This is a genomic window from Brevibacillus brevis (assembly GCF_001039275.2).
GTDB classification, from domain to species: Bacteria; Bacillota; Bacilli; order Brevibacillales; family Brevibacillaceae; genus Brevibacillus; species Brevibacillus brevis_C.
Window position 1 is genome coordinate 4,938,904 of record NZ_CP030117.1, and the last position, 22,103, is coordinate 4,961,006.

At 48.5% G+C, this 22,103-nt stretch carries 24 protein-coding genes and 1 pseudogene; 5 read left to right on the forward strand and 20 right to left on the reverse strand.

Annotated features, from left to right (window positions below; translation table 11 throughout):
• Positions 1 to 4: 4 nt before the first annotated feature.
• The 4 genes from AB432_RS23865 to AB432_RS23880 all read right to left on the reverse strand — a co-directional run bounded on the left by AB432_RS23865 (position 5) and on the right by AB432_RS23880 (position 4,577).
• Positions 5 to 961 (reverse strand): ABC transporter permease, encoded by a 957-nt coding sequence (locus AB432_RS23865; protein ID WP_048034400.1) that lies wholly within the window; start codon positions 959 to 961, stop codon positions 5 to 7.
• 87 nt (positions 962 to 1,048) lie between these two features.
• A complete protein-coding gene (locus tag AB432_RS23870; RefSeq protein ID WP_048034401.1) occupies positions 1,049 to 2,797 on the reverse strand; it encodes an ABC transporter substrate-binding protein in 1,749 nt (582 codons plus the stop codon).
• A gap of 165 nt (positions 2,798 to 2,962) precedes the next feature.
• On the reverse strand, positions 2,963 to 3,907 hold the full coding sequence (locus AB432_RS23875) for a phosphotransferase family protein (RefSeq protein ID WP_048034402.1): 945 nt from the start codon (positions 3,905 to 3,907) through the stop codon (positions 2,963 to 2,965).
• The gene (locus AB432_RS23880) at positions 3,900 to 4,577 is read right to left on the reverse strand and encodes a TetR/AcrR family transcriptional regulator (RefSeq protein WP_048034403.1); all 678 of its coding nucleotides are present in this window, start codon (positions 4,575 to 4,577) and stop codon (positions 3,900 to 3,902) included. The genes AB432_RS23875 and AB432_RS23880 overlap by 8 nt, the downstream gene beginning before the upstream one ends.
• A gap of 117 nt (positions 4,578 to 4,694) precedes the next feature.
• Here AB432_RS23880 and AB432_RS23885 point away from each other — a divergent pair, with 117 nt between their 5' ends.
• Positions 4,695 to 5,066, forward strand: coding sequence for a hypothetical protein (locus tag AB432_RS23885; RefSeq protein ID WP_048034404.1), 372 nt, complete (start codon positions 4,695 to 4,697; stop codon positions 5,064 to 5,066).
• A gap of 346 nt (positions 5,067 to 5,412) precedes the next feature.
• Here the strand turns inward: AB432_RS23885 and AB432_RS23890 are convergent, their stop codons facing one another.
• From AB432_RS23890 to AB432_RS23900, 3 genes are all read right to left on the reverse strand, one after another.
• On the reverse strand, positions 5,413 to 5,580 hold the full coding sequence (locus AB432_RS23890) for a hypothetical protein (protein WP_201265901.1): 168 nt from the start codon (positions 5,578 to 5,580) through the stop codon (positions 5,413 to 5,415).
• Positions 5,577 to 5,963, reverse strand: a complete 387-nt coding sequence (locus AB432_RS23895) for a VOC family protein (protein ID WP_039961596.1) — start codon at positions 5,961 to 5,963, stop codon at positions 5,577 to 5,579. Before AB432_RS23895 ends, AB432_RS23890 begins: the two co-directional genes overlap by 4 nt.
• Before the next feature lie 61 nt (positions 5,964 to 6,024).
• Entirely contained in the window at positions 6,025 to 7,407 is a 1,383-nt protein-coding gene (locus AB432_RS23900; RefSeq protein WP_048034405.1) for an aminotransferase-like domain-containing protein, read from the reverse strand.
• Positions 7,408 to 7,529: 122 nt separating this feature from the next.
• Here AB432_RS23900 and AB432_RS23905 point away from each other — a divergent pair, with 122 nt between their 5' ends.
• Positions 7,530 to 7,946: a GNAT family N-acetyltransferase gene (locus AB432_RS23905; protein ID WP_048034406.1), complete on the forward strand. Its 417-nt coding sequence runs from the start codon at positions 7,530 to 7,532 to the stop codon at positions 7,944 to 7,946.
• On the opposite strand, the gene AB432_RS23910 is transcribed toward AB432_RS23905, so the two are convergent.
• Complete coding sequence (locus AB432_RS23910; protein WP_048035944.1) at positions 7,933 to 8,997, reverse strand: CapA family protein; 1,065 nt, start codon at positions 8,995 to 8,997, stop codon at positions 7,933 to 7,935. The two genes, AB432_RS23905 and AB432_RS23910, sit on opposite strands and share 14 nt — an antisense overlap.
• A gap of 257 nt (positions 8,998 to 9,254) precedes the next feature.
• On the opposite strand from AB432_RS23910, the gene AB432_RS23915 reads away from it, so the two are divergent.
• Positions 9,255 to 11,831, forward strand: a complete 2,577-nt coding sequence (locus tag AB432_RS23915; protein WP_235617540.1) for a winged helix-turn-helix domain-containing protein — start codon at positions 9,255 to 9,257, stop codon at positions 11,829 to 11,831.
• Here the strand turns inward: AB432_RS23915 and AB432_RS23920 are convergent.
• The 4 genes from AB432_RS23920 to AB432_RS23935 form a co-directional block, all read right to left on the reverse strand.
• On the reverse strand, positions 11,828 to 12,694 hold the full coding sequence (locus AB432_RS23920; protein WP_048034408.1) for an SDR family oxidoreductase: 867 nt from the start codon (positions 12,692 to 12,694) through the stop codon (positions 11,828 to 11,830). The two genes, AB432_RS23915 and AB432_RS23920, sit on opposite strands and share 4 nt — an antisense overlap.
• A 23-nt stretch (positions 12,695 to 12,717) precedes the next feature.
• A complete protein-coding gene (locus tag AB432_RS23925) occupies positions 12,718 to 13,188 on the reverse strand; it encodes a hypothetical protein (RefSeq protein ID WP_048034409.1) in 471 nt (156 codons plus the stop codon).
• A 95-nt stretch (positions 13,189 to 13,283) separates the two neighbouring features.
• A complete protein-coding gene (locus AB432_RS23930) occupies positions 13,284 to 13,814 on the reverse strand; it encodes a MarR family winged helix-turn-helix transcriptional regulator (protein WP_048034410.1) in 531 nt (176 codons plus the stop codon).
• A 45-nt stretch (positions 13,815 to 13,859) separates the two neighbouring features.
• On the reverse strand, positions 13,860 to 14,630 hold the full coding sequence (locus AB432_RS23935; RefSeq protein WP_048034411.1) for a 3-hydroxyacyl-CoA dehydrogenase: 771 nt from the start codon (positions 14,628 to 14,630) through the stop codon (positions 13,860 to 13,862).
• Between AB432_RS23935 and AB432_RS23940 the strand changes: the two genes are divergently transcribed.
• The gene (locus tag AB432_RS23940; protein WP_162630264.1) at positions 14,605 to 15,141 is read left to right on the forward strand and encodes a hypothetical protein; all 537 of its coding nucleotides are present in this window, start codon (positions 14,605 to 14,607) and stop codon (positions 15,139 to 15,141) included. The two genes, AB432_RS23935 and AB432_RS23940, sit on opposite strands and share 26 nt — an antisense overlap.
• Before the next feature lie 63 nt (positions 15,142 to 15,204).
• Positions 15,205 to 15,678 carry a GNAT family N-acetyltransferase gene (locus AB432_RS23945; protein WP_048034413.1) on the forward strand — a complete coding sequence of 158 codons (474 nt, stop codon included), beginning with the start codon at positions 15,205 to 15,207 and terminating at the stop codon, positions 15,676 to 15,678.
• Between the two features lie 57 nt (positions 15,679 to 15,735).
• Here AB432_RS23945 and AB432_RS23950 read toward each other — a convergent pair whose 3' ends face one another.
• The 8 genes and pseudogenes from AB432_RS23950 to AB432_RS31555 all read right to left on the reverse strand — a co-directional run.
• A complete protein-coding gene (locus tag AB432_RS23950) occupies positions 15,736 to 16,758 on the reverse strand; it encodes a tripartite tricarboxylate transporter substrate binding protein (RefSeq protein ID WP_048034414.1) in 1,023 nt (340 codons plus the stop codon).
• Positions 16,748 to 18,274: a tripartite tricarboxylate transporter permease gene (locus tag AB432_RS23955; RefSeq protein WP_082195989.1), complete on the reverse strand. Its 1,527-nt coding sequence runs from the start codon at positions 18,272 to 18,274 to the stop codon at positions 16,748 to 16,750. Before AB432_RS23955 ends, AB432_RS23950 begins: the two co-directional genes overlap by 11 nt.
• 18 nt (positions 18,275 to 18,292) lie before the next feature.
• Positions 18,293 to 18,766: a tripartite tricarboxylate transporter TctB family protein gene (locus AB432_RS23960; protein WP_048034415.1), complete on the reverse strand. Its 474-nt coding sequence runs from the start codon at positions 18,764 to 18,766 to the stop codon at positions 18,293 to 18,295.
• A 117-nt stretch (positions 18,767 to 18,883) separates the two neighbouring features.
• Positions 18,884 to 19,207 (reverse strand): HD domain-containing protein, encoded by a 324-nt coding sequence (locus AB432_RS23965; protein ID WP_048034416.1) that lies wholly within the window; start codon positions 19,205 to 19,207, stop codon positions 18,884 to 18,886.
• 135 nt (positions 19,208 to 19,342) lie between these two features.
• Complete coding sequence (locus AB432_RS31370) at positions 19,343 to 19,465, reverse strand: hypothetical protein (RefSeq protein ID WP_016742160.1); 123 nt, start codon at positions 19,463 to 19,465, stop codon at positions 19,343 to 19,345.
• A 3-nt stretch (positions 19,466 to 19,468) separates the two neighbouring features.
• Positions 19,469 to 20,752 (reverse strand): helix-turn-helix domain-containing protein, encoded by a 1,284-nt coding sequence (locus tag AB432_RS23970; protein ID WP_048034417.1) that lies wholly within the window; start codon positions 20,750 to 20,752, stop codon positions 19,469 to 19,471.
• A gap of 548 nt (positions 20,753 to 21,300) precedes the next feature.
• Positions 21,301 to 21,684 (reverse strand): hypothetical protein, encoded by a 384-nt coding sequence (locus AB432_RS23975; RefSeq protein ID WP_048034418.1) that lies wholly within the window; start codon positions 21,682 to 21,684, stop codon positions 21,301 to 21,303.
• A gap of 15 nt (positions 21,685 to 21,699) precedes the next feature.
• Positions 21,700 to 22,080: pseudogene (locus tag AB432_RS31555) on the reverse strand (EndoU domain-containing protein); the annotation flags it as partial.
• Positions 22,081 to 22,103: the final 23 nt, after the last annotated feature.

The following is a 22,103-nucleotide window of genomic DNA, read 5'->3' on the forward strand; positions in this document are numbered from 1 at the left end:
CCTCCTATTTCAACCGAACCCGCGGGTCAGCCACTCTGTACAGCAAATCAGCAGATAAGTTTCCGATGACGGTGAGAATCGCCAGGAACATCGTAAAACCCATCAAGAGCGGGTAGTCCCGTACAGAAAACGCCTGCATGTACAACTGCCCGACACCGGGCCAGTTAAAGATTTTTTCCGTGATGATCGCCCCACCGAACAATGCCGGCAGTTCAAAGCCTAGTAGTGTAATGGCGGGCAGGAGTGCGTTACGCAGCGCGTGCTTGTGCAGGACGACTTTTTCCTTCAGTCCTTTTGCCCGGGCCGTGCGCACGAAGTCTTGTTGAATGACCTCCAGCATGTTCGTGCGGAAATAGCGAGTCAGTGTCCCCACACTCAGCAAAGTCAGCACTGTCACAGGCAAAAACATGTGCTGAACCACGTCCCACGCATAGGCGAGCCCTGTTTCCTTGCTTCCGATCGTCATCATGCCCCCTGCGGGAAACAGCTTGGCATCAACGGCAAACAACTTGATAAACAGTAGTCCAACGAAAAAGACAGGCAGCGACATCGCAGCAAAAACACCGATCGTCACAAGCGCATCGAACCAGGAATGTTGCCTTGCAGCAGACAGAACTCCGATTGAGATCGCGATCAGCCACGTAAAAAAGGTGGAGGTAATCGCCAGCAAAAACGAATTCCAGATGTAATCGTTCAATAGAGACATCACCGGCTGTTGGTATTGCAGGGAATAACCAAAATCGCCTTGGAGGGCGTTTTTCATCCAGATAAAATACCGTTCGACGACAGGCTTATCCAGCCCGTACATCGCTTTTAGCTCCAGCTTTCGTTCGGCTGTCAGCTTGGGACTCGTATCGACGAAATCACCGGGCGTTAGGGCATACAGGAAAAAAATCAAAATGGATGCGCCGAAGAGCGTCAACGCCATGTAAAATATCCTTTTTAGGAAGTAGGACGTCATCGTTGGCCTCCTTTCATGCTTGGGGAAAAAAAGAAAGCCCAGCCCCAGGGCCGGGCACAACATTCGTGAGTCAGTTACTCAAACTCGTTACTCGATTTTGATGCCAGGCAGGCTGGTCGAAATGCCCGTGAACGGATTCGGCTCCAAGCCCTTGATCTTGCCGTTGTGCGCAGACAAAATTTTGCGGTAGCCGAGGAAGATGTACGGTGGGTCATCGCTCAGCTCTTTGTACAGGTCTTTGTAGATCGCTTTGCGCTTCTCGATGTCCAGTGTAGATAGACCTGCTTCCAGCAATTCGTCTACTTTGGCATTGGAGTAGCCATTCGTTCCGGTAAATCCGCTCTTGCCCTTTTTCGTCGAGAAGGCGTCTACACCGTCATCTGGATCGATCAGCATCGTGGTCGAGAACGAAGCGAGGTCATGATCGCCTTTTTCCGTCCGTGCCAAAACGGCGTTGTAGTCCATCATTTCTGCTTCAAACTGGATGCCCAGCTCTTTGTAGTTTTCTTTGGCAATCGGGATCAGAACCTCTCCCAGTTTTCCTTTTGTCGTGTAGTAATGCACGATCAGCTTCTGTCCGTCTTTTTCACGGATGCCGTCCGCGCCCGGCTTCCAGCCCGCTTCATCCAGGAGCTGCTTCGCCTTTTCCGGATTGTAGGCGTACGGATTGACATCCTCCGTATAGGCCCACGAAACGGGACTGATCGGTACATTGGCGACTTGCGCGTATCCTTGGTAGGTCAAGTCCAGAATCTTTTGGCGATCCAGTCCGTAGATGAAGGCTTGGCGGACGCGCTTGTCTTTGAAAAATGGCTTGGAATGATTGAACTTGATGTACGAATAGGCACTGGATGTGTACAGATTGATATTGACATATCCCAGCTCTTGCAACTGCTCAATGTTATCCGAGTTGACGGTAAAGGAGTTGTAATCCATTTCCCCTGTCTGGATAAACTGCAATGCGTCGCCCTCTGTCGTCTTGTAAATAAAGTGCTCGACTTGCGGCTTGCCCGCGTAATAGTGCTCGTTTGCGAGATAGCGGACTTCTTGACCAGGAATGTACGCCTCGAATTTGTAAGGTCCAGCTCCCAGAGGCTTGCCGTGCAAGGTGCGGAGATACTCCAGATTGCCTGGTTTGTACTCCTTGCCGTAGTATGCTTTGGAGAGTACCTGCCCGCCTAACAGGACAAGAGATTTGGCGTTCACTTTCTCCGTCGTGATCTGGATTGTCTGTGGATCAATCACCTTGATTCCTTCGATCGTGTTCGCTTTGCCTTCCTTGTATTCACGACCACCTTTGATACTTGCTACAAAAATGTCCGTCTCGCCATCGTACGTTTTGTCGTGCAGAATCGTCAGTGTAAAGGCTACATCCTCTGCCGTCAGCGGTGACCCATCACTGAATTTCAGATTCGGTCTCAGGTGGAACGTATACGTGAGCTGGTCAGGAGATACGTCCCATTTTGCTGCGAGCTTGGGTACTGGCTTCCCTGTCGCATCGACATCCACCAGTGATTCGAAGATCGCGGAGGAGACGTTGCCATCATAGCCGTTGTGGTAAAAAAACGGGTTAAACACGCCGCCTGGCTCCGTCAGCCCCGCAATGAATGTATCGGTCCTTTTGGCGGCTGCTTCCGGCAGCTTGGATAAATCCGTAGCCAAATTGATGCCGTCCTTTATGTCTTGCACCTTGCTGACAGCAGGTGCTGATGTTTCGTTCGACGGAGTCGCCGTTTGTGTCGAGGTAGCCGGCGCACTGCCTTCGGAGCTGCACCCTGTGACCAGTAGCGTCCCTAGCAGCAAAGTTGAAATGATTTGCGAAAGCCTTTTTTTCATGGTGATCCTCCTTCATATCCACTCACTCAGTGAAACCAGCTCCTCCGGTGGTCCGGTCGGATCAAAAGATAATAACTTACAATCCTTACCTGTTTACTATGAATTAGATTATAGGTATCTATACCGAATCGGTCAACAGTTTTTTCCAAACAAAAAAAGCCCCGATTATTCGAGGCTTTCATAAGTGGCATGTCTTTTATACGGGATGCCTAGTTTTTCACATGCCTGCATCACGAATAGAGAATGTCGCTCACGCATGGTTTCCTCTACCCTTTTTTCCAATCCCCAATCAGATAGGCTCGAAGCTGGTCGTAGTGCCGCACACAAATCCCAGTACGGAAGCTGGGTATAATCGAGTGTCTTGCTGGCAGATTGATAGTGAAGGGTAAAAACATGCATGGCCTCCACTCCAAATGCCCACAAAATCTCCAGTCTGGCATTGCCGAGATCAGATAAGGGGTCGCCGATGGCAGCGTCCTCCCAATCGATGACAGCAACCAGTTTTTCTTCCTTCCACATCGTATTTCCCGGCCAGAAATCACCATGCAAAAGGGATACTGCATTCGCTTGGGGCAGCGGCCAAACGGACTCCAGCACTTCACGAATGAATCCCTCATCCAATGATTTGTCCAGGATCGCAGGTCTTTTGTGGAGCTTTTCCGTTATCGCTTCTTCTTGTTTCGGCAAATAAGTTTGCGCCAGCCCAGAAGCGTCTACCGAATGGATGCGAGTCAGCACCGTAGCTACTTGCTGTAAAAAGCTGGACAAGTCGGCTGGAGCAGTGACTGTCCGTCCTTCTATGAATTCGATGACAAGGCACGGCGTGGGAAACAGATCGCTGGATGCTTCGAGATGATAGGGCGTTGGAGTAGGCAAGCCAGCGGACTTCAGTATTTGCAAAAGTTTGAATTCATCCGATGCGATCTGCGGATTTCGCTTGAGGTCAGCCTGACCGTGCTCGCGGACGACTACTTTTTTCTTCATGCCTTCAAGGGTCTCCATTTCTAGTGCGGTGACCTGTGCAGAAATCCCGCCTTTTAGCTCCCATGCACGAAGGAGCTTGGCTGACGGGTTTATGTTTTGTACCAGGCGCGTCCATTTCTCATCCATTATTTTTTCCCCTTTGTGCTCCACTGTCTGAGTGTTTGTACAGCCCTACCTTCATCATGTCCATGTACGATTCTAATTCCGCAAAAAAGGATTGGACATGTGCAAAGCCCTTATCGTTGGCGTCGTAGTTTTCGCGGACGTACTTTTGCGTCAATGCCTCTACAGCCGACAGCAAAAAATGCAGCGCCTTCTGTGGATCGAACTGCGCTTTGATCAATGACGTATCGACTTGATCCAGAAATAAGGGAAGATATCGCGCATTGAACTGTGCCTCTCTGTCTTCGATCTCAGCCCGACATTCCTCGGGATAATCGAAAAAGGTCGCAACTGCCATTTGATAAATAGCCGGTTCCTCGGCAAAAAGGGCCATTTTTGCTTGATGGACATGGAGAAATCGTGCAAAAAAATCTTGCGGCGCCGTTTCCATTCGCGCCTGTATACAAGCAAAAAAACGTTCGATACAAGCATCCACAATCGCGAGAAACAGTCCCTTTTTATTCCCGAAAAAGTGGAACAGCATCCCCTTTGATACGCCTGCGTTCTGGACGATTTGATTGGTGGAGCCTCGTTCGTAGCCTTTCCCGGAAAATTCAACAAGGGCCGCATCCAACAGCTTTCGCTTGTTCGGCTCCAGCGTTTCGTCTTGCCAGATTCCTTTTATGTCCGTCACCTTCTATCCGTTCTTCTTTTTCCTATCATAATGCATATTGACCAGGTGGTCAAAGCGGAGTTATACTTTCCTCGAAGACTTCATCAGCCCTATTCCACTACAAGGAAGTGATGCTTGATGGCAAGGACATTACCCGTATTCGCCCGTATCATCCTTGGATTGATTTTGCTTGGAGCAGGTGTGAATGGTTACATTGTCTTGTTTGGATTCGAGCCTATCTTTCCAACCAGTCCTGCTGCCATGGAGCTTTTGAAAGGGTATTTGCTGGTTCTGGTCAAAACCGTCGAAATCATCTGTGGATTGCTGTTCCTGACCAACCGCTTCGTCCCACTGGCTCTAACCGCCACCGCTCCGCTTGCTGTCAACATCTTGACGTTCCACCTGTTTGTCGATCCCGACATGCTTGCTATAGGACTGATTGTCGCGGTTTTGGAAGTGTATTTACTGTGGAGCTATCGTCGTAGTTTTCGTCAGTTGATGACGATGTAAAAAAAGATATATTCCATCAGTTGTGGTCGGGAGAAGCCCTGCCACATGTTTTCCAGTCGCCTATATCCTCTCTTCGTTCGGGCGGTCTCCTTCCAAACATGTGACAGGACTTTCGAACAGTTGTGGATTCCTTCGTGTACTTAAAACGTTTTGCAAGTTAACGCAGGGAAAGCTTCTGAAAGACTAATTCATTTGGCCCAAAACACCTTAGAACCACATTCAAATTAATGAACAGCTACGTTGGAAGAAGCGAATTTCCAGTCCAAGCGCCTCTGGAGCCCGCCCTAGCGTAGGAAAAAATGGCGGGGAATTTCAGCTTCACTTATGAATGACCTTCTCGAAACTTCTACGTTTGAAGCGCTCCCGCCATTTTTTCCGCAGCGGACAGTGCTACCCCTTGCAGGGCGTAGGCCGAAGCGTAGACTGGAAATTCGCTTCTTCCCCCACTACAGCAACGATAAAAAGGCAAAAAGTTAGCCGGTACCAAGAGGTGTACCGGCTTTTCAACTATCATCTTTTCGGCAAATTAATCTGCCACGATAATCCGTAACGATCTTGAACCCATCCGAACTTTTCACTGAACGGATATTGTCCAAGCGGCATGAGTACTTGTCCATCCGAGGAAAGCTGTCCAAAAACCCGGTCGACCTCTTCCTCTGTATCGCAGTCCACAAACAACGAAATCGCCGGAGTAAAGGCATGATAGTCACCGTTTGTATTGTCGATACACATGAAGGTCTGGTCTTTTAATGTAAAGGTAGCGTGCAGGACTTGTCCATTCTCGTGATGCATGACCTGCTTGATTTCTGAGCGATCAAAAATAGAAGTGTAAAACTTCATCGCTTCTTCCGCTTGTCCGTGGAACATGAAAAACGTAGTGATAGCTTGCACTGACAATCACTCCTTTTCGTGATGATATACGTCTCCATTCTGCCCATTCCTCAAATATGCATAACCACTAGATCCAATCAATGATCCGCCACTGCCCCTCTTTTCTTTGCTTCTGCAAAAGTCCAGTAGCCGTCTCTGCTAACAGGGCGATCCCTCTCTCTATCTTATCAGCATCTGTTTGGATAATACTAATCCGCAACCCGTTTTCACGCGGGAAGGTAGGTAAATAGCTCTGGTTCGTAGACATAAGCCGCACGTTTTGCTGGTGTAGCGCGGCGATGATATCATGGGCGTCCAACTCATCGGGAAGCAGCACTCTCGAAAAAATCCCGCCTGTTCCGATTTGCGCGTGAAGCTGTGGTGGAAGATAACGCCGACAGCACTCGGCCAGCGTCTCCATGCGCAAGCGATAACGTTCCCGCACGAGGGCAGCATGATGGTCGTACATCCCGCAATTCAAATAGAGCTCCAAAGCCGCCTGAGACAAGACAGCCGTACTGGAATCGCACGATGCTTTAAATAACCGGAACGTTTCCATCACGGAAGGGGGCAGGACGACTGTCGCCAATCGAAGTCCGGGCAGCATGATCTTAGAAAAGCTTTTGACGTACAGGACTCGACCTGATTGATCGTAGCTGTAGATCGGGTCTGCCTTCAGACTCGTTTCCATGTCCGCCAGAAAGTCATCCTCGACGATGTATACATCGTAGCGCTGAGCCAGCTTGGCGATTTGTTTCTTTTGCTCCGTTGTATAGCTTGTCCCCAACGGATTGTGAAACCGGGGAACCGTGTAGAAAAACTTGATTTGGTTGTTGCGGAAATGCCGCTCCAGCTCATCCATATCGATGCCTGCCGCAGTCCGCTGGATGCCCAGAACGGTAACTCCCAACAGCTCGAGTGAACGCAGCATGCCGTGAAAGGTGGGCTGCTCGACCAGTACTACACTCTTTCCATTTGGAAACGGCATGGAGGCGAGCAGATGCAGCGCTTGCTGAGCTCCCGAAACGACGCAAATTTGCGAAGGGGATGCAAACACTTGTGATTGGGCGAGATGGCTCTCCAATGCCCGGCGCAAGGAGAAAAAGCCCTGGGGATCCGAATAGGAGAACAACTGGTCCTCATACAATTCAATCGCGCGGTTTAGACAATGCTGGAAATCTTTGAATGGCATGACTTCTGAGTCGGGGCTGGCTGCGGTAAAATCGATTCGCTCCTCTGGAAAACTCGCACTTTGAAGAGGGCGAAGGACCGCGTAATAACCGCTTTTGGGTATGGAATAAATCAAGTGCTCCTTCTCCAGCTCTTGATACGCCCGTATCGCGGTATTCAAACTGCACGACCAGCGCTCGGATGCGTTACGAATCGACGGCAGCTTCTCCCCTGGCTTGATTGTATGGTTGTGAAGCTGTTCTTTGATGCTGTCTTTCACCACTTCGTATTTATTCTTCATCCCGTTCACTCCCCCGTCATCTGTGTGGGTACAGATTCACTTTTCTCTCCTTTATGCGCCCTAGTCCCTTGAGTATAGTGAATCGTAAGCAATGGAGTAAATACAAATACGGAGGGATACAGATGGAAGCAAGACACGCGACACTGCCTTACAAAATCAGTGATGAGAAAGCATTACTCGATATCGAGCGCATCAGCAATTGGCTGTCGACAACGTACTGGGCGTCTGAACGCTCCAAGGAAATGATCATCAAAAGTATCGAAAATTCACTCTGCTTCGGCTTGTATAGTGAGGATGGACAGGTTGGGTTCGTCCGGGTCGTGAGTGATTACGCGACAATTTCCTGGGTGTGTGATGTCTTCGTCGATCCGGGGCATCGAGGCAAGGGATTGAGCAAATCGCTCATGGAAGTGATGGTGGAGCATCCAGACATCCGTCATACGAGCATGATACTCGGTACTCGGGATGCTCACGGCTTATACGAACAGTATGGTTTCACACGAAGAGAAATGATGCGGCGACTCGTTATTGAGGCTTAGACTCGCTTACGTCCCCTTTTTCGGATATGCTCGCTCCATAGGAAATGCGGTTGAGCTTTTCGAAGATCCTCTTTTTGTTTTTCTCGTCCATCGGAGCAGGCTGACCGTTCGTGAGCTTCACCGGGATCACACGGCTCTTGCTCCCGTCTTTTGTAAACGTCAGGTGGACCATCATGGCTTCGCGACCTTTGGGATTGCGCGAGGTAGTAAACACAAAATTCCCTACGCTGTAGTAGATCGGCGCCTTTTTATAAAACTCGACACCCATGATCGAATGGCTGTGCGACCCGACAATGGCATCCACCCCGCTGTCGATCAGCTTTTTCGCCATCTCACGCGCATATTCTTCTGGGTAGTCCTTATATTCCAAATTCCAGTGCATGACTGCAATCGTAATGTCTGACTCCGCCACTGCCTTTTTTACATAGGACAGCATCGGCTCATAAGAGTAGGCATGGGCTAGACCTGGCTTATTTTTTCGTGCATACCAACGCTCATTCGGAAGGACACGGCTGATCCCGATGACTGCCACGCGTTTCCCCTTGATCGTTTGGATGTAGGGTGCGAATGCTTCTCCTTCGTTTTTCCCCGCCCCCACGTAACCAATTTTCGCCTTTTTCAGGTGCTCCATCGTGTCATAGAGCGCGTCCATCCCGTAATCCAGCGAATGATTATTCGCCAGGTTGACCACGTCAAAGCCCGCATTCACGAGCCCCTGCAACGTCTCTGGCTTCGCACGATAGGTATATGCCTTTTTCTCCGGACGTCCCCGCGTACTGACTGGTGTCTCCAGATTACCAATCGTCAAATCTGCCTGCTTGAGAAAATCTGCTGTTTTTTGAAACGGATAATCTACGCCGTACCGCCCGATCTGATTCCCGACGCTCTTATCCAAAATCATATCCCCGACAAACGCTACCTGGATGGAATCCTGTTCCTGCACCTCCCCTTCGCTGCTCGCCTGGACGGCGACAGATTCCGTTCCCATCGCAACACAGAGCATCGCAGCAGCCACCACAATTACAGCGTGCTTCCATCGTTCAATCTTCATACCGCTATCGCCCATCCCTCTTTTTTGCTTTCATTCTAGAAGGCGTGGGATGTGAAGCCTGTTGAAGCATGTCTGGCTTCCATGGAAATTTCTCGCCGAAAAGTGACGGGCATGCAAAAGATGGCGGTTTAGGGCCTGCTTCTTGGGACAAATGATTCTTTCTTTTTTCAAATGTCGATTCTTGCAAGATAACTAGTATAATGGACACATAAGATTCTAATACATAGGACGGTACAAACATGCTCCATTATTCCATTATGCTGAAAACCAAAACAGCAATGCCCGCCGTTCGGTCGAATAGCGTTCATAGGAGCCGACTGCTGCAAAAAATGGACGCTGGCCTGCAATGTCGACTGACGACGTTATACGCCCCAGCAGGGTATGGAAAAACGACCTTGCTCAGTCAATGGGCTCATCAGTACGGCGGTACCACCGTATGGCTCTCACTCGATGAGATGGATAATGACCTGATTCGCTTTTGGAGATACATCGTATTTACGCTGTCTGAATCTGACTTCACAGAACTCTCCGAACGAATGGAACCAGCCATGAAGGCAACCAGTCATACCTCGATCTTTACCTTCATCGATTCCCTGCTCAATGAACTCGCTTCTACGACGCAGCCCCTTGCTATCATTCTCGATGACTACCACGTGATCTCGGATGAGACGATTCACAACAGTCTCGCTTATTTTCTGGAATATGTTCCGAGTCACGTCCATCTGTACATCGCCAGTCGCAACACGTTACCTTTTTCTACAGTCAAATGGAACGTACGTCATGAAGTATGTCATATTGAGTCGGGACAATTTCTTTTCAGTCATCAAGAGACGGACAGCTTTTACCGGCAGGTTCACGATTTACCTCTGACCCAAATGCAAATCGAGCAACTGGTGAAAAGTACAGAGGGATGGATCGCCGGCTTGCAGCTCGCTGCCATTTCACTCGTGAATATGGAGGACTACGATCAATTTTTTGCTGGATTTACTGGCTCTCATCGCAATATTTCGGAGTATTTGTTTCATGAAGTGATCATGCGACTTCCGGAAGAAGAGCGCAGCTTCTTGCTCAAAACCTCTGTGCTGGCGAGAATGGACGCTCACGTGTGCCACGCTCTGACCAGCCTGCCCCAGTGCCAACAAATGCTGACCCGCTTGCACCGCCAAAACATTTTCTTAATCCCACTGGATGATTACGGGACGTGGTATCGGTACCATCATTTGTTTGCCGATTTTTTGCGCAGTCAACTGGAGCAGACAGCTCCCGGAGAAGCACGTGAGCTGCACCGGCTAGCCAGTGAGAGCTATGCGGAACGCGGATTGATGGACGAAGCGATCGATCATGCGATTGCCGCTGCCGATTACCCGTTGGCTGTAAGATTACTGGAGCAACATACTCAGGTGCTGCTCCAACGCGGCGAGTTTTCCAGCTTTCTCAGAACGCTGGACAGCATCCCTGATCACGCGAACTATTTTTCACCACTTTTTCGCCTGATTTATACGTTCCTCTTGATTACGTGCGTTCAAATAGATAGGGCGGAGGTGGCCCTCACTGAATTGGAGCAAAATATTCCGTTCATAGAAGACCCCACAGAGCATCGGCAGTTTTTGAGCGGTCTGTTTTTTGTCCGAGCGAATTTGGTGTTCGCCACGATGGATTTTGATCGCTGGATCGCCAGTTCATCACAGCTTAGCGGAGGGTTGCCTGAGAGTCCGTTGTTTTACCATTTTAATTACAACACGACAGAACCATTTATTCGGCGTACGAGATTCGGGTTAAAAGGCATACTTTCCGAGCAGACAGAGGTTGTAGGCAATCAGTTCTCTGCCATACTCGAAGCAAATGGCTGGAAGGATTCCTTGATCAACATGTACGTCGTTCAGGCATTAGCGGAGGGTTTCTATGAGGAAAACAGACTGGAAGAAAGCCTTGATTATCTACAGCGCGTTCGTTTTGTTGCCCTGCACAAGCAAATACCTGGCCTCCTCGTCCCCTATGTACTGACATCCGCCAAACTCAAGCTGGTAGAGGGGAATTTTGTCGCGGCCCGCAAAATCGTTTCAGAGACAGTAGAAATGCTCGCGAGCTGGGGTGCTTCTTATTGGTTCAGCCCATTACAAGCATTTCTCGCACACATCGCGATCCAGGAAGGGGACATCGCTTTAGCGAAAACGGAGTTGTCCAAGCTTCCCCCTTCCATATTGAATCAGCCTAGCATTCAGAGAGAATTAGAGGTTTTGACCTATGTCCGGTTGCTGCTCGCCCAGCAGCAGGAACCGGAAGCCTTGCGAATTTTAACGATCCTAAAGCCATCCAGTATTCGCGAGGAGCTATTGATCAGTCAGGTAGAAATCGCCATTCTGCAAGCGCTCGCCCACCAGCAGTGCGGTAACAAAAAGGAAGCGCTGGCTTTCCTCCACGAAGCACTCTTGATTGGCGGAAACAACTGCTACGTCCGTAGCTTTCTGGACGAAGGTACGGCGATGTCTCACCTCTTGCACGATTACCAGCTACGCTTGAAAAAACGATCCCAACCACCTGGTCCGTCCGTCTCGACTGCGTATGTCAATCAACTGCTATCCCTTTTCCCTAAGAAAATGGAGAAAAGAAAAGCTCCCTTGATCGAACCGCTAACCGGAAAAGAAATGATCATCCTTTCCATGCTGGCCCAAGGAGCATCCAACAAGATGATTGCCGATGAGCTAGGAAATACGCTCGGGACGGTCAAGGTGTACCTACATCGGATATATGGCAAGCTCGGTGTCACCAATCGCACACAAGCCCTTCTGAAAGCGCAAGAAATTTCGCTGCTAGAAAATAACGCTGTTGATTAACGGAACTTTTCAATATGTTCATGCAGAAAAGCGTCCAGCTTGCGAGGTACTCTGCCGAGGACACGCCATACGTCATCTGTCGGCTTTTCCGGGATCGCTACTGACATAGCTTGAATTTCAACGACGTGACTGGCGAGCCACTCCGGCATGTTTCCGTACTCCATCAGATCTCGGCGGAGTACTTCACTATCCTTGTTGATGTACGTGATTGGGCGGTCGAGCAGTTGGGACAGCTTGCTTGCAATTTGCGGATAACTAATGACCTCAGAACCAGTCAGTGTGTATACACGGCCTGCCTTTTCGGGATGGGTCAAAACCTTTGCGGCAACATCGGCGATATCCCGGCAATCGATAAAGTTGCAGGCTGTTTCGCCCAGCGTGCCGAAGAAAACATGTTGCGACTGGATCGTCGGTGCGAAGCGGAGCAGATTTTGCATAAAGGCGTACGGTCGCAGTACGGTACTTTTCATACCCGATTCTGATAAAGCGCTCTCGATTTCCTGGTGCCATCCCGCTACCGCGACTGGCGCCTTTTCATTGTAGGCTGGACTGGAGATTTTCACGATGTGTTGGATTCCAGTCTTAGCTGCAATGTGGATCATCGATGTTTCCAGCTCGACCTGATTGGGACTGTTTGAAAGGGAAAGGAAAAGCTGATTCGCACCTGCAAACGCCCGACGCAACGATTCAGGGTCAGCAGCTTCCACTGCTGCAACTTCCACCGTAGATGGGGCCCGCTCTCCCATTAGCATCTGAAGCTTCTCCGGCGTTCTGCTCAATGCCCGGGTTGGGACACCAAGCTCTATCAAGCGGTTCAAAAGTGCACTCCCTATGGTTCCTGTTGCCCCCATGACTACGATCATTTTCTATCTCCTCCATAACCCATTCATTTTTTGATGGCACTACGCCACCGCCATGTGATTAACGTACTGGCGATTATCGCTGACAGCGGAAAGTCGATCCAGACACGACTTAGCCAAGCCACCGATTCACCGGGAGCAAAGACGATGAGTAACTCCGTTGTTAGCCAAGCTGCCAATAGACCAATCACTGCCATGGTCATCCCCATAACCGTTACCAACGCCATATGAGGTGTGCAGATGACCCAGCGTTTATGTATACCGTGACTCTGTAACCATCGCCCAAGGAGTACGGCAATCAATGCGGATGTTCCGCCAATCGTGGTCAATGCCCCGATTTGCAGCCCTTTGTCAGCGGTAATCCATCCTCCTATGCTCGCCATGATCGCAGGAGACAAATAAGCCATGATTACTTCTCGCCATAAAACAAACGATTTTCGCTCGGAACGTACCCTCTTGATCGGGTAAACCCCTCCCGAATTTGCAGGGTCATGCATGGTTTTCACCTCCTTTCCTTTTTTTAAAAAATAATTAGGAACCTAACTATATAAGGATGAAAATGGGCTAGCTGTCTAGCCCACATTACTGCCTACTATTCATCTGTCAGTGCCGATATGCCTTGTGTCACTCGTCCCAGCAGGTCGAGAAACACACTCCGCTCCTCTTTATTGAGCAATCCGACCATCGCTTCCAATCTCGCAAAGTGCTCAGGCGCCAATTCACGCAGCTTGCTTGCCCCGAGCTCCGTTAAAATGACCGATTTTTGCCTGCCATCTTTTGTACTCGCTCGTCGGGAAACAAGGCCATCGCGCTCCAGGATGTCGATCAGACCAGTAACAGTAGCACGTGTTACCCCCAGATGCTCTGCCAATTGTGATGGTAGTACTTCCCCGCCGTTATCTTCAAGGTCTGCCAATAGCCGATATCGTCCCGTTGATAAGCCGAATCTGGCGAAATGTATTTCGGCCGCATGCCCAAGCTTGGCTCCTGCCTCCATCAGCCTGGCGGCGACGAGTACGGCTTGCGCATCAACATCGAGTCCATACCGATCAATCTGGCGCTGCGATTGAACAAGCGATGGGATCGCGTCTTCTTGTTTTCTTCCGTTTGAGTGGTTTGTCATGGGTATAGTATGGCACCTAACTACTTTCCTGTCAACACGTCTTTTCTATTTCGGTGCCATCCTGATTGCCCCATCCAGCCGGATCGTTTCTCCATTCAACATCGGATTGGTGATGATGCTGTTCACGAGCAACGCGTATTCTTGCGGATTACCCATGCGAGGAGGAAAAGGAACAGTCGCTCCCAACGCAGCTTTTTCAGAGCGCGGGAGCTGATCGAACATCGGCGTGTCAAATAGCCCTGGAGCAATCGCCATCACGCGTATGCCATAAGAAGCCAGGTCTCTTGCTAGTGGCAGGGTCATGCTTACGATTCCTCCTTTGGAGGCGCTGTAGGCAACCTGCCCCACCTGCCCTTCAAAAGCCGCCACCGATGCGGTATTGATGATGACACCCCGCTCCCCCTGTTGGTTCGGCTCGTTTCCTGCCATTTGCTCCACCGCCAACCGAATGACATTAAAAGTACCGATCAAATTGACTGAAATGACTTTGCTGAAGGATTCCAGTGGATGTGGACCGCTTCGAGACAGCGTTTTTTGAGCCAAACCGATCTCCGCACAGTTGACCACGGCGTGAATCGTACCAAATGTGCCAGCAGCCTGATCGATTGCCTCCCGCACACTCACCTCACTCATGACATCCGTATGCACGAACAAAGCATTTTCGCGCCCCAGCTCATTCGCCAGCGCTTGCCCCTTCTCTACCGTCAAATCAAGAATGGCTACTCTTCCCCCGTGTTGAACTACATTCCTCACAGCGGCTTCTCCCAAACCGGAAGCACCACCCGTTACAATGGCAACCACTTCCCGCATATCCAAGCCATTCTCTCCCTTCCTCTACAATTACATCCGCATTCAGAAAAAAGCTTTGCAAGTTGGATACCAACCGAGTCCCACCTTGTTGCACGCGGTTTTTACAAGTGACAAGCAGTCTCGACCTTCTCAAAACCAGACAGATATGAGACATCTGTGTCCGGGCAAAGGACAGTTGTGCTTATTCATCTCCAACATTTTAGGGCTTGCTATTCTCAATCCGGAGTATCTTGATTTTTGGACGGTCGAGGGATTCCTGCGCAATCTTGCTGTACAACGGCTTTCACCCGCTATGTCCATAGATGTTCTTTTTCCTTCTCAGCTTGTGGCTGGTTCGACTCAACCTGCTCGATCGAGCTGTACGCAAAAAAATGTTGGGCTCGGCTTCCTCGCTTTGATTGGCAGTCGAAAATCAATCGCTCGTTTGGAGACGTTGGTTCGAGAGGGGACCGTTGGAAAGCATAATGAGAAAAATAAGTGGGTAACCATTCTGTGGGTTCATCCGTCTGCTATATAGGAGAATTTTGCTAATCATTCATACACCAATTTCGAAGTAGTCAGACGAACTGGAGATGATCTCATGAGTCCTATGGTTTTTTTCAAGAAGGCTGTCCCCGCGAACGCGGAGCAACTCACCCAAATTGCCACCCGCTGCTTCGCAGAAGACGTCCAAAAGTACGGAGAGGGCCCTGCCGGACATGACCAGCCTGACCAGCATATTTTGTTCATGCAAAAGGCCCATTACTATACGATCTTGCTGGATGACCAGATCGTTGGCGGTTTTTGCCTCCTTCCCGTCGATCATGAGCATTTGGAGCTGGGGATCATCTATGTCGATCCTGATAAGCAAAACTTGCGTATCGGAAGCCAAACCATGCAGTTCATGGAGGCTGCGTATCCACACATCAAAAAGTGGACGCTCGATACCGGCTATGAAGCCGTACGCAACCAGCACTTTTATGAGAAATGCGGTTACAAAAAAGTCGGCGAGACTGAACCGAACGCAGTGAATGGTTTTTATAAATTCAGGTACGAAAAGCGGATACCTAAATAGATAGATGGAAAAGGGAGAACAGCTATGAAGCCATTCTCCTTTTTTCTTTCGTCGCCCTTATTTTCGAATGCCCTTCTTGGTCGCCAATTCCAAGTAGTACGTCGTTTCCGCCTGCGTTTCCTTCGTAAATGCTTCACTGGCCGCATATGCCGGCTCCACCTGGATTTCACTCAGCTTTTGCAAAAAGGCTGGGTCCTTTTCCATCTTGGCAATCGCTTCTTCCCATTTGCGAATAACCGACTCTGGCGTTCCTTTGGCAAAAGATACTCCCGTCCACCAGAAAACCGACAAGCCTTGTATCCCTTGCTCCCCCGCAGTCGGAACGTCAGGCAGGAACAGGCTTCTCGTGTTACCGGATACAGCGAGGATTTTGACCTTGCCCGCTTGCAGCATCGGCATGATCTCCCCCACTGTATGCACCGCCAAAATGGCGTGACCTCCAGCGACTTTCGGGACGGAGTCGGAAGCTCCTTTTGTCACAATCATTCTCGTCTTGGCGAAGTCAGCTCCAATCGCATCCAGCCACTCTGCTACCCCAAAAGCGGAAAAGCCCGCTGGCCCGACAGAAGTCCATGTTAACTGCTCCGGATTCGCGCGCACCCACGCGGAAAATTCAGCGAAATCTTTCCAAGGCGCATCAGCTTTAACTGCAAAAGCAAGCGTGCCTTTGCCAATCCTGGCCGTATAGACTTGATCCTCGTTCGTAATCGGCGGTGTTTTCATCCCAGCAGCGAGCATCGTCGTATTGGATACATTGACAGCAAGCGCTGTGTAACCATCGTTTTTGGCTTGCTTTAAAGCATACTCCGCTCCTACTGCCCCACCACCTCCCGCCTTGTTGACGACGACGATCGGCTGCCCCCATTCCTTGCTCAAATAATCAGCTGCCGCTCTGGCCACGAGGTCGACCCCACCCCCGGCCGAATACGGTACGATATACTCCACCTGCTTCGATGGGTAGGCCGACTCGGCTGTACCTTGATTTCCACATGCGCTAACGGCTGCCGCCAAAAGCAACGACATGATGACAGCCAGCCATTGTTTATATCCTTTCAATGACTCTACCTCCCTACGCGACATCTACTCCCCGGTCTCGCTCTTCTTTCAACCGTTGCTGTGTTCGGCGGTTCAACATCATCGAGATCATCAAGAGTGCTCCTGCTGCCAGCAAGATGGTCAACGATAAAGGTCGAAACAAAACAATGCTGAGATCCCCCGAGCCCATCGCCATCGTTTGAATGAAGGATTCTTCCAGAAGAGGTCCCAAAATGAAGCACAAAACCAGCGGAACAACTGGCCATTTATATTTGGAAAAGACATACCCAAGTCCGCCAAAAAGAAAGGCCACCCACACATCAAACATACTGTTCCGCACACTGTATGCCCCAATCGTGCAGAACATCAGGATGATCGGAGCCATGATGCCATATGGTACCCTTGTCAATTTGACCCACACCCAGACCATCGGGAGGTTCAGTACGAGAAGCATCGCATTCCCCACGAACATCGAGGCGATGACCGTCCAGACAAAGCCTGCATTTTGTTCAAACAAAACAGGACCAGGCGTCAATCCGTAGATCATCAAGCCTGCCAACAAAATCGCCAGTGGCGGTGAGGAGGGAATCCCGAGCGAAAACAGCGGGATGAAGCCAGCGCTGCTCGTCGCATTATTCGCTGCTTCTGGTGCCGCTACCCCTTCGATTGTTCCCTGACCGAACTTCTCGGGATGCTTCGATAGCTTTTTCTCCATATCGTAGGCCAAAAACGACGTGATCGCAGCCGAACAGCCCGGCAGCAATCCAAGAAAGAAGCCGACAATCCCGCCTCTCAGCATAGGCCCGGCACTTACTCTCAAGTCTTCCTTTTTCGGGTAGACACTGCCTGGCTTGCCAATCAGGGTAGCTGTGCGTTTTTCATCAATCCCTTTGAGGACTTCCGTAATTGCAAACAACCCGATGATGATACTAATCATGTCAAAACCGCCGACCAATGCGGGGACGCCGTAATCAAAGCGCGGCATGCCAGAGGATGGTCCCAGCCCAACTAAAGCGAGCGTATAGCCGAATGCTCCCATCAAAAACGATTTGACCAATGATCCTCCTGATAGACTGACCATTAGCGTGAGAGCCAGAATCATCAGCGCAAAATATTCAGGTGGTCCGAATTTTAACGCTTGATCTGCCAAAATGGGAGCAAAAAAGACGAGTCCGATTACCCCGAGTACCCCTGCACCAAACGAAGCCAGTGCGGATATCCCCAATGCCGGCCCACCTCTCCCTTTTTTCGCGAGCGGATAGCCATCCAGACACGTGGGGACTGATGATAGCTCCCCCGGGATATTGAGCAAAATCGCTGTCGTCGAGCCACCATACATGGCACCGTAATAAATACCTGCCAGCATGATCATGCCTTGTGTCGGCTCCAGTACGGCTGTCACCGGAAGCAGAATCGCGATAGCAGAAGTGGGACCGAGACCGGGCAATACACCTACAAAGGTGCCAATAAGAGCGCCGAGTGCTGCCATGAGCAAATGCTCCGGCGTGAGGGCTGAAGCAAAACCAGCCAGTAACAGTTGGAACGTCTCGATGATCAGCACCTCCTTATCATGCTTGCTCTAAAACAAATCTCCTCCAGGCAATGTGATATGCAGCGAGTATATGAATACCACATACAGCCCCCCAGTCAAAAGGACGGAGTACACGATGGACGTTCGCCACCGGTAGCTGCCGATCAGTATAAAAAATGCAAACGAGACAAAGAGCGTAGCCATTGTGTAACCGATCGATCCAAGCAGCCAGACATACAGCAACAGGAATAAAAAGCAAAGCAGCAGGCGCAGCCTTTTTCCAGGAAGAAGCGGTTCGGGATTGGGCGAAGAGGCTTCCTCGGTCTCACGGAATGATTGGATGAGCAGCACACCTCCGAGCAAGAAAAACAATAAGCCAAGAATCGCAGGCAGCGTGTGATCTCCTACGTACAGCGACGTCGAAAATGCCTCCAGACGATAGGCCTCGAACGATATGAAGACTCCAAGGATCATACTGAAAAGGGCACCAATAAAATCTGGCTGATTATCCGGGCGTCTCATGTGTATCACCTCAGCAAAAAAGCTACCAACAGCCTATGGCTCATGCGCCCATTGTGTGCGAAAGCAGAAAAAAACTACCATAGCCAGTCCGGACGGGACCTAGCATACGGTAGTTAGCTAGATTTCGATTTCGATTTGGTCGATCAGACGAATAATGGCATGGGCAACCTTCGCTTCATACGTCTCATTGCTTTCGAACTCGCTCCAAAGCTCTTTGATATCGTCGGTTGAAACATCGTCTATTCGCAGCCCGTGAAAGGAGGAGCCTTCCTGCTGCGGGGTCGTTTCTCGTTTTGCAGACACGGAGGCGACATCGTGGATCATCAGCATTTTCAAAAGCTTCTCCATATTGGCCTGATTGCGGATCAAATGCGGCTCCATCCGCTTAACCACCATCCATAATTTTTGCGAATTGACCATCGTCGTCGTCACCATCTGCATCCGCTACCTCCACACCAATTATAACTATATATAACTAGTTATAATTAATTATAACTAAATACTCAAGTGAAAAAGTTGTCTTACGTATAACAAATGCCCTCCAATTGGAGGGCATTAATCGTATTGTTCAGATGATTACCAAGGCTCTGGCCAGCCATATTGTATAATCAGATTGGATTGCTTGGCTGGTTGTTCTACTAAAACTGGCATTGTAATGAAGGCGGTTAACATACACAAAGACAATATCCATTTCTTCATGACCTATACCTCCTGTTTGGATCTATGATTACTTCCATTATACACGTTTACCAATTTATGGAGTATATCAAAAGGAAGATTTTTTTTCTTTGACACATAGAATTCAAAAAGAACGCTAAGACTCTTATCTGCCTGTTTTATCTCATTGATTGCACGATAGTAATTCACGCTCTCCACAAGACTCTCGATTCCTAAGTCTGCTTCGTTTTTTTGAATGTAAAAGGTGCCCTTCGTCCGGAAATACAGTCCCATTTGATTGTATTGATTCGGAGTAGTTAAATTCTTTGGCAAGATCGATGCTTCTGCTAAAAATAGTTCACGAATTTTCTTTTCTTCTCCTACCTGAATATAAATCTCCAGCAAATCATTCGCGATCACAATCTTGTCATCTTGTGCTTGTTGCGCAAGACATTCTTGTAATACCGGAATGGCCTTATCAAATTTCCCTGTCTTTCCGTATAACTTCCCCCGAATATGTCTGGCATGTTTATGTACTTCGGGGTAATCGAACATTTCGTATCTCTCCAGATAAAAATGTCCCAATGTGTAGTCTTCCAGCTCAAAATAGGAAATGATAATCGCAAGGATCGCTGCTGCTTTTTGCTCACTCTGACTATGGTCGATTTCAAGACCTTGTTTACACAGATGGATACAATCTGAATAGAATCCAAGACGCAAGGCATGGAAGGAAAATTTATAGTAGGTCAAAATTCGCTCATTGATATGCAGATAGGACGTGTAGTGTAATAGCTCCTTACCCTCTACATAGGTTTGATCTAATTGGCTAAGATTTTCACGTCGAATCATATATCGTTGGAAAAGCGACCTTGCCAGATACAGAGGAATTCCATGCTCACGTGAGTAGTCACAGATCACGTCATAGAGAGCCAAGCGCAGTTCTTCATTCCCTTCCGTTCCTGCAGTCTGATACAAATAGTCTAAAGAAAGAAATGTATTGCTTTTGGGACAATTTAGCAATTGCAAAGCTACTTTGTTGGTAAGAACCACATTTTTCTCTTGCATCACAGCCTCTAATAGAGACCGAAGTGTCGCTTCGCGCTTCATTTTATCTAAATAAGGTACGATCGCTGTATAAAGTGGAATATCCAGTACTTTTGCCAGTTTCATTACATGCTGCATATTTGGTAAAGTAAAGGCATCGGATTCTAGCTTACTAATTGTTCCAGAAGCTACACCTGTTCTTTCTGATAACTCAGTCAGTGTTAAGTTTGCTCTATTTCGATATACTCGTAATATACCCCCAAAGGTTTTTCCCTCTGAAATCACAGCAAATACACCCTCCTGATGATTCCTTTTTATGGATATGATAGCACAATAAACCACGGATGATATAATCGATTTGAATCATTTTTAAATAGATTACACTTTTTTACTAGAGTGGGGAAGAGATGGAAAACAAACTCTTTAGAGTGGGCAATACTATTAGTAGGAATCCATAAGGCAATTATCACTTATTTATTTCCAATTGAGTGGAGAAGATTTAAACCATAAAGTGATCTGGAAAGTTTCCATAGCCTCACCAAAATCGAGTGGATAAAGCTTTTATGCAAGCCGAGCAATTGGTTTATTGAATGTGACTTAAGGTTGTGCTATCGAGTTGATCATGTCAAACATAATTTTGATAAGAATAACTTGATATGAAACTACACTCATCAATAATTTACTGTCATAACACCCAGTATTGGTATGGGTATAGATCAACAGCAATCATATTATGCGTACATGAAGGTATTTACGAAAAAGCCGCTTAACTAAACAAGCGGCTTTTTGTGGCTATCTACTTCTGTCTTCTTTAATACTATCCGTTCTTTCAATCATTTCGTAGAATCACGTTGTTGTTGTCGATGCTCACTTAGAGCATCCATCCAAATCGTAACTAGCTCTGCAAAATATCTTGTTTCAATGATTGACTCCAAGTCCTCGCCAGTGTCTATACCCGCTTCTAATTCTTCCTCAACGTATGAGTTATAAATTCGAGTATAATCCCTCCGTATTTCGGAACTGTATAAATTTCCAGTACCATCTGATACTTCCTCTTCACCTGATACCACTCTTTGTATCCGATCTAAAATTAAGTTTTTCGAGAGTTCCGACCGAACCTCGACTTCTAAAAATTCTTCTACAATCGATAAATGTTCTGGTAAGCAAATTCGTAGTTTATCTGCCTTATCATCGAAAACAATTTCGTAAGGTATCATAGGGTTCCTCCTAGATTATGGTTCATAAATTGGGTAAGCTGTAGTAATCCTTCCATCCTTGTCTAGCCACATTTCAATTTTAATGCCAGAGGAATGCCTACCTTCCCATTTGCGTATAAATTCCGTTCCACTAGGCTTTATGGAGGGGATTGCGTCAACATACACTTCATAAATGGCCGTCATTACATCATCAGCAGACCAATGTTTTGGAAAGAAGGACGATGTTTGCTCTTTCCTGACATAAGATGTGCCATTAAAAATATCTACTACTCCATCGTATACACCGTGTGAATCAGGATTTGTTTGGCTTCCGACAATTCGATTAGTTCTCGAACTCGGCTCATGATGCCAACCTACAGCTTTTCCTTTTTCGTTAATTTCTCCTTCAAGGATATGTCTTCTAGCATTTGGGGCAAAGT